9 protein-coding genes are annotated in these 5,262 nt (G+C 66.3%); 5 read left to right on the top strand and 4 right to left on the bottom strand.

Features of this window, described 5'->3' with window-relative positions:
- The first annotated feature begins 261 nt into the window (after positions 1–261).
- Positions 262–723, top strand: coding sequence for a winged helix-turn-helix transcriptional regulator (locus tag LDL49_RS56085; RefSeq protein WP_225303129.1), 462 nt, complete (start codon positions 262–264; stop codon positions 721–723).
- A gap of 324 nt (positions 724–1,047) precedes the next feature.
- Complete coding sequence (locus tag LDL49_RS56080; protein WP_225303128.1) at positions 1,048–1,746, top strand: alpha/beta fold hydrolase; 699 nt, start codon at positions 1,048–1,050, stop codon at positions 1,744–1,746.
- 51 nt (positions 1,747–1,797) lie between these two features.
- On the opposite strand, the gene LDL49_RS56075 is transcribed toward LDL49_RS56080, so the two are convergent.
- From LDL49_RS56075 to LDL49_RS56060, 4 genes are all read right to left on the bottom strand, one after another.
- Complete coding sequence (locus LDL49_RS56075) at positions 1,798–2,670, bottom strand: IS5 family transposase (RefSeq protein WP_225303127.1); 873 nt, start codon at positions 2,668–2,670, stop codon at positions 1,798–1,800.
- Between the two features lie 76 nt (positions 2,671–2,746).
- Positions 2,747–3,076, bottom strand: a complete 330-nt coding sequence (locus tag LDL49_RS59830) for a hypothetical protein (protein ID WP_225303126.1) — start codon at positions 3,074–3,076, stop codon at positions 2,747–2,749.
- A complete protein-coding gene (locus tag LDL49_RS56065) occupies positions 3,070–3,309 on the bottom strand; it encodes a hypothetical protein (protein WP_225303125.1) in 240 nt (79 codons plus the stop codon). Before LDL49_RS56065 ends, LDL49_RS59830 begins: the two co-directional genes overlap by 7 nt.
- Positions 3,306–3,650, bottom strand: coding sequence for a DUF4277 domain-containing protein (locus LDL49_RS56060; protein ID WP_225303124.1), 345 nt, complete (start codon positions 3,648–3,650; stop codon positions 3,306–3,308). Before LDL49_RS56060 ends, LDL49_RS56065 begins: the two co-directional genes overlap by 4 nt.
- Before the next feature lie 293 nt (positions 3,651–3,943).
- On the opposite strand from LDL49_RS56060, the gene LDL49_RS56055 reads away from it, so the two are divergent.
- The 3 genes from LDL49_RS56055 to LDL49_RS56045 form a co-directional block, all read left to right on the top strand.
- Positions 3,944–4,084 carry a hypothetical protein gene (locus tag LDL49_RS56055; RefSeq protein ID WP_225303123.1) on the top strand — a complete coding sequence of 47 codons (141 nt, stop codon included), beginning with the start codon at positions 3,944–3,946 and terminating at the stop codon, positions 4,082–4,084.
- Positions 4,085–4,422: 338 nt separating this feature from the next.
- Positions 4,423–4,809 carry a transposase domain-containing protein gene (locus LDL49_RS56050; protein WP_263656764.1) on the top strand — a complete coding sequence of 129 codons (387 nt, stop codon included), beginning with the start codon at positions 4,423–4,425 and terminating at the stop codon, positions 4,807–4,809.
- Positions 4,802–5,262, top strand: a 461-nt coding sequence (locus LDL49_RS56045; RefSeq protein ID WP_225303130.1) for a transposase, incomplete at its 3' end; no start/stop codon positions are given. The genes LDL49_RS56050 and LDL49_RS56045, both read left to right, overlap by 8 nt.

Here is a 5,262-nt window from a genome sequence, read left to right as displayed (position 1 = left end):
TGGTGCGGCCGGCGAGGAAGACGTGTGCTCCCTCTGTGGCGAAGGCGTGCGCGACTGCGCTTCCGACGGCTCCGCCTGCTCCGTAGATGATCGCGTTCTTGTTCTCAAGCAGCACTGCCTGCTCCTGCTCACTGGATTGCCTGCGTGGCCAGGCCGCGGCTGCCCATCGGAGCATCCCTCGGCCTGGTTGTTTGATGCAACTGGTTGGAACGTAGCAGGCGACAGTATCGTGATGCAACTACTTTGGGGTACGGTGGAACCGTGCTTGGACGTAGCTACGAATCGCAAAATTGCTCCGCGGCGCGGGCGCTCGAGATCGTGGGTGAGCGCTGGAGTCTGATGATCATCCGGCATGCGCTCTTCCGGGGCATCACTCGCTTCGGCGACTTTCAACGCAGCCTCGGAGTCGCCCGCAACGTCCTTGCGGCGCGGCTCGACCTCTTCGTCGAACAGGGGCTCATGGAGCGGCAGCCCTCTTCGGAGAATTCGGCGTACCACGACTACGTCTTGACCGACATGGGCCGGGAGCTGCAACCCGTCATCATGGCGCTCACACACTGGGGCGACCGCTGGGCCGCGCCAGGTGATCCCCCCGTCGTCTTCCGGCATGAGCACTGCGACGGCGAGGTCCGCCAACAGACCATCTGTGGTGACTGTGGCCAGCACCTGGCCATCGACGAGGTCAAGGCACATCCCACGGCGTCATCGATGTCTCTGGCATGACTCATCCGATGCGAGTGAGGAGGCGAACCTCTTTCAGGCCGGCTTCGACCCGATGATGAGGCTGCGGCTCGGGGGACCTCGGCCCGAGGCTCGCGGGGAAGGTCAGGACGAGCCGTCAAATGTCGGCGAATCGGCGGACGTTGGCAGCAATATGTCTTGTCCAGTCACGCTGCGCACGGCGAGCATGGGCGAACGCAGATGGCTGTGCTGCCCGGCGACGTCACCAGGCCGCCGCACCCCCCTCGGACCGAGCGCTCCCTAGGGCGCGAATCGAAAGTGTTTTCAGGGCGGGCGGTTGTCAGGCTGCTCCGTTACGGTGCAGCCATGGCGAATTTCGTACTGGTTGCAGGCGCGCGGCTCGGGGCATGGGCGTGGGACGAGGTGGTGCCGTATCTGCGCGCAGCCGGCCAGGGCGCTCACCCGTTGACGCTGTCCGGTCTTGCCGACAAGCGGGGTGTGCCGGCTGGGCAGCAGACCCACGTCCAGGACATAGTTGACGAGGTCGAAGGCCAGGATCTGCGCGACGTTGTCCTGGTGGGTCACAGCTACTCGGGCATCCCTATCGGTCAGGCTGCGGAGCGGATCGGTGACCGGCTTGCCCACGTGGTCTTCGTCGATTCCAGCGTTCTGGCCGATGGCGAGGCGTTCGTCTCCGCCTGGCCGGACGGTGGAGCGAGGGTGAAGGCATCGATCGCTGAGAACGGAGGATTTTGGCCGCTCGTGCCCGCAGCCCACTACGATGGCCACGGCCTCACCGATGGGCAGATCGCACGGATCGTGGGTGGCTCGACGCCACACCCGGGCGCCACGCTGACCGAGCCCGCCGTGCTGGCACGGCCACTTGACGAACTCCCGGCGACGTACATCCTATGCCTGCTCGCCGGAGCCGAGCCCAGCGACGACGTGGCCAAGCTGCTGACCAGTAAGCATTGGCGGCTGGTCGAGATGAACACCGGCCACTGGCCGATGTTCTCTCAGCTGCGCGAACTGGCGCAGATCTTCCTCGAAGCAGCCAAGGAGTGACCGCAGGCCCATGCTTGCGGGCTCCTTTTGGGCGTGCATCGCGTGCGCTGGTCACAGCCACTCGTTGATGGCTGCGACGAGAACGGTGGCCTCGTAGCGGACGGCAAGTTTCTCGTAGCGGGTGGCCACCGCCCGGTGTCTCTTGAGCCGGTTGATCCCGCATTCGACTGCGTGGCGCTCGCGGTAGTCGGTCTTGTCGAACTTCGGCGGCCGACCACCGCGGGAGCCGAGCTTCTTGCGGTTGCGGGCCTGGTCGGCCTTGTCCGGGATCGTGCAGCGAATCCCGCGTCGGCGCAGGTAGGCGCGATTCTTGCGGGAGGCGTACGCCTTGTCCGCCCGCACTCGGTCGGGCCGGGTGCGTGGCCTGCCCGGCCCGATGCGGGGAACGCAGATCGCTTTGAGTACGGGCTCGAACTGCGAGTCCCCGCGCTGTCCGGCCGTGATGACGATGGACATGGGTTTCTGGCCCTGTTCGACGGCCAGGTGCAGTTTGGTGGTCAAGCCGCCGCGCGAGCGTCCGAGACCGTGATCGTCCGGCTCGACAACGATGCCGCCGGGCGGCTCCTTTTTGCAGGTCCCCCTTTTCCGTGCCCCGGCGGCATGCTGGTGGGCGCGGCAGACGGTGGAGTCGACGTTGATATCCCAGGTGATCAGGCTCTTCGCGTCGGCCTGGGCCTGGAGTTCGGTGAAGATCCGCTTCCAGGTGCCGCCCCGCTGCCACCGGCGGAACAGGTCGTACACCCGACCCCACGGCCCGTACCGCTCAGGGACATCCCGCCACGGCGTCCCCGTCCGGGTCCACCAGCGTATGCCATCAATCAATTGCCGCCGGGTCCATACCGGCGGCCGACCCGGCTTCTTGTGCCTGGGCAACAGCGGCTCCAGCCGAGCCCACTGCGCATCCGTCAGATCGCCACGCGCCATGAATCAAGATCATCCCACGTCCGAGATCCACTTTCGATACACGCCCTGAGGTGCCCAGAAGCTTCCGGACAGTCGGCTACATAAGCTGACGGAAGTCTGGAAGAGGTAGGTACGTGACGAGGCGTCGTAGGCAGTTCTCGCCGGAGTTCAAGGACGAAGCCATCCGCATGGTGCTGGAGGGTGATCGGACGGTCGCGTCGGTGCGCCAGGTGCCGCGCTGCTCGGCGGTTTTGCCGGTGTCGCGGGCGGCAACGTAGCCCACCTCGATCGCCGCGGCCAGGTCCAGCGCCAGCGCTGCGGCGGGCACGTACGTCTTGGAGGCCGGGGCGATGAAGGTGACCTGCTCACCGGCCATCGTGGCCAGGTTCGCATACGAGATCAGCTTGGAATCGCCGATCATCAGCATCCGCGCTGGGCCAGCCGCTGCAAGCCCTGCATCGCGCCGATGACTTGGCCGACCTCACCGGCTCCGCCTTCATAGGCGCGGTGAAAGACGGGGATGGCGCCGTCCGCGCTCACCGCGATGCCGGCCTGGATCTGCTTCAGATCCGGACGCCGATCCTTGGGATGGCCAAACTTCGGCTGCGCGAACGCCGGCTCGGTGTGTTCGTAGTCGCCGTGCAGGGAGATCGAGGTCATATCCCAATGCATCCGCGCCACATCGTTTCGATCGCGGTCAGCCCGACCGATCCGGCCAGGTGGTTCAGATGCGGGGTGATGGCATCCAGCGCACGGCCGATCCGGTCATCGTTGAGCAACTCCGGGTCCACCCCGAATGCCTCGCCCACCGCCCAGGCGCGGGCCCAGTCCCGCACGTGCACCAGCGGCGATGGTGCGGTCAGCCGGTTGGCCACCAGCGCCTCGATCACCTGGCCATGGGTCAGCTCGGCCACGTCCCGCACCGGGCACACCGTATCCACCAGTTCCCGGATCCGTAACCGAGAGCAGAATTCGGCCGCCACCGGCAACGCCCCGAGCATCTTCTCGACGCTGGCCCCGCTCCACTGCGCACGTTGTCTCACGAGCCCAAGGTCATACCGCGATGACCAGCCGAGATCAACATGGAAACCCGGGCGATCTTCAATTACCTCGACGTGCGGAAAACGGGGCTAGCCGAGCGAGGGGAGCGCGCGTGGCAAGCTGAAGCCGTGGGAGGTCAGCGACGAGCTGGGGGCAGTGATCGAGCCGTTGTTGCCGCAGCGTCAGCGGCGTTCCGGCATCCAGGGCGTAAGCGGCTGGATGACCGGCTGGTGTTGCAGGGCATCGTGTTCTGTTGCACACCGGGATCGCCGGGGAGCACCTGCCACAGGAGCTGGGCTACGGCTCGGGCATGCCCTGCTGGCGACGCCTGGCCGAGTGGAATGCCTCTTGCGTGTGGCAGCGGCTGCATGAGGTGCTGCTGGATCGGCTGTGAGCCGCCGACGCGCTCGACTTCTCTCGCGCAGCGGTGGACTCCTCGCAGATCTCCTCTGCTTGATCCTGATAAAAGATCAACGCTTCAGGAACAGGCACTAATCAATCCAGTGGAGTTGGCCCAAGGCCAGGTAGTTAAGGCTTTCGTGGTGCCGTCAAGGACGTGGGTTCTCAGGACATGAGGACGGAGATCCAGTAGAACGGTGATCTTCCACAACCAGCCGTCGAAGAACTGGATCTCCGTTGACCGCCAAACATGCCAGCTCTGCTGTTTCCCGCGCCACCGACGCGGGCTCTTCGCCCCGCTGGGCAGCCGGGAGATTGTTCGCCCCCGGACACTTGGGTGAGCTGACCTCGCTCGTGCCGTTCGAGCTCGTCGATGCGGTCCTTGATGAGACCCGCAACGTTCAGCGTCGTCTGCGTGCTCTGCCCTCGCGGGTCGGGGTCTACTTCCTGTTGGCGATGTGCCTGTTCCCCGAGGTCGGCTACCTGCTGGTCTGGCAGAAACTGACGGCCTCGCTGACCGCCCTGCCGGCCATGACCCCCACCGCCAAAGCCCTGCGTGACCTGCGCCGCAGAGTCGGCAGCGCACCGATGCAGCGCCTGTTCGAGGTGCTGAGCGGACCGCTGGCCCAGCCCCGAACTCCCGGAACGGCGGTTCGGGCCCTACCGCACCGTCTCCTTCGACGGCTGCAGCTCGCTCAAAGCCCCCGACACCATCCGTAACCGGGCCTGGCTCGGCAGCCCCGGCCACGGCGGCTACCCCCAAGTGGAACTGATGACGCTCGTCGAAACCGGAACCCGGGCCCTGATCGGTGCCGTCTTCGGCCCGACCAGCGAAGGCGAGAGCGGCTATGCCCGGCGCCTGCTGCACCTGCTGCAGCCGGACATGCTCGTGTTATGGGACAAGGGCTTCGACAGCAACGCCTTCCTCGCCCAGGTGGCCGCCACCGGCGCCCAGGTGCTCGGCCGGCTGCGCAGCAACCGGCGCACCCCCATCCTCGCCTCACTCACCGACGGCTCCTATCTGTCGGTGATCGGCGCCCTGCAGATTCGCATCATCGAGGCCCGCGTGACGGTGACCTGCACCGACGGCACCACCTTCACCGGCACCTACCGCCTGGCCACCACCTTGACCGACGCCCGCCGCTACCCGGCCGCCGCCCTGATCAGGCTCTA

This window comes from Nonomuraea aurantiaca, assembly GCF_020215705.1.
In the GTDB taxonomy this organism is placed as follows: domain Bacteria; phylum Actinomycetota; class Actinomycetes; order Streptosporangiales; family Streptosporangiaceae; genus Nonomuraea; species Nonomuraea aurantiaca.
Note: the sequence above shows the minus strand (reverse complement) of the source record. Positions and strands in the feature narration are given on the sequence as shown.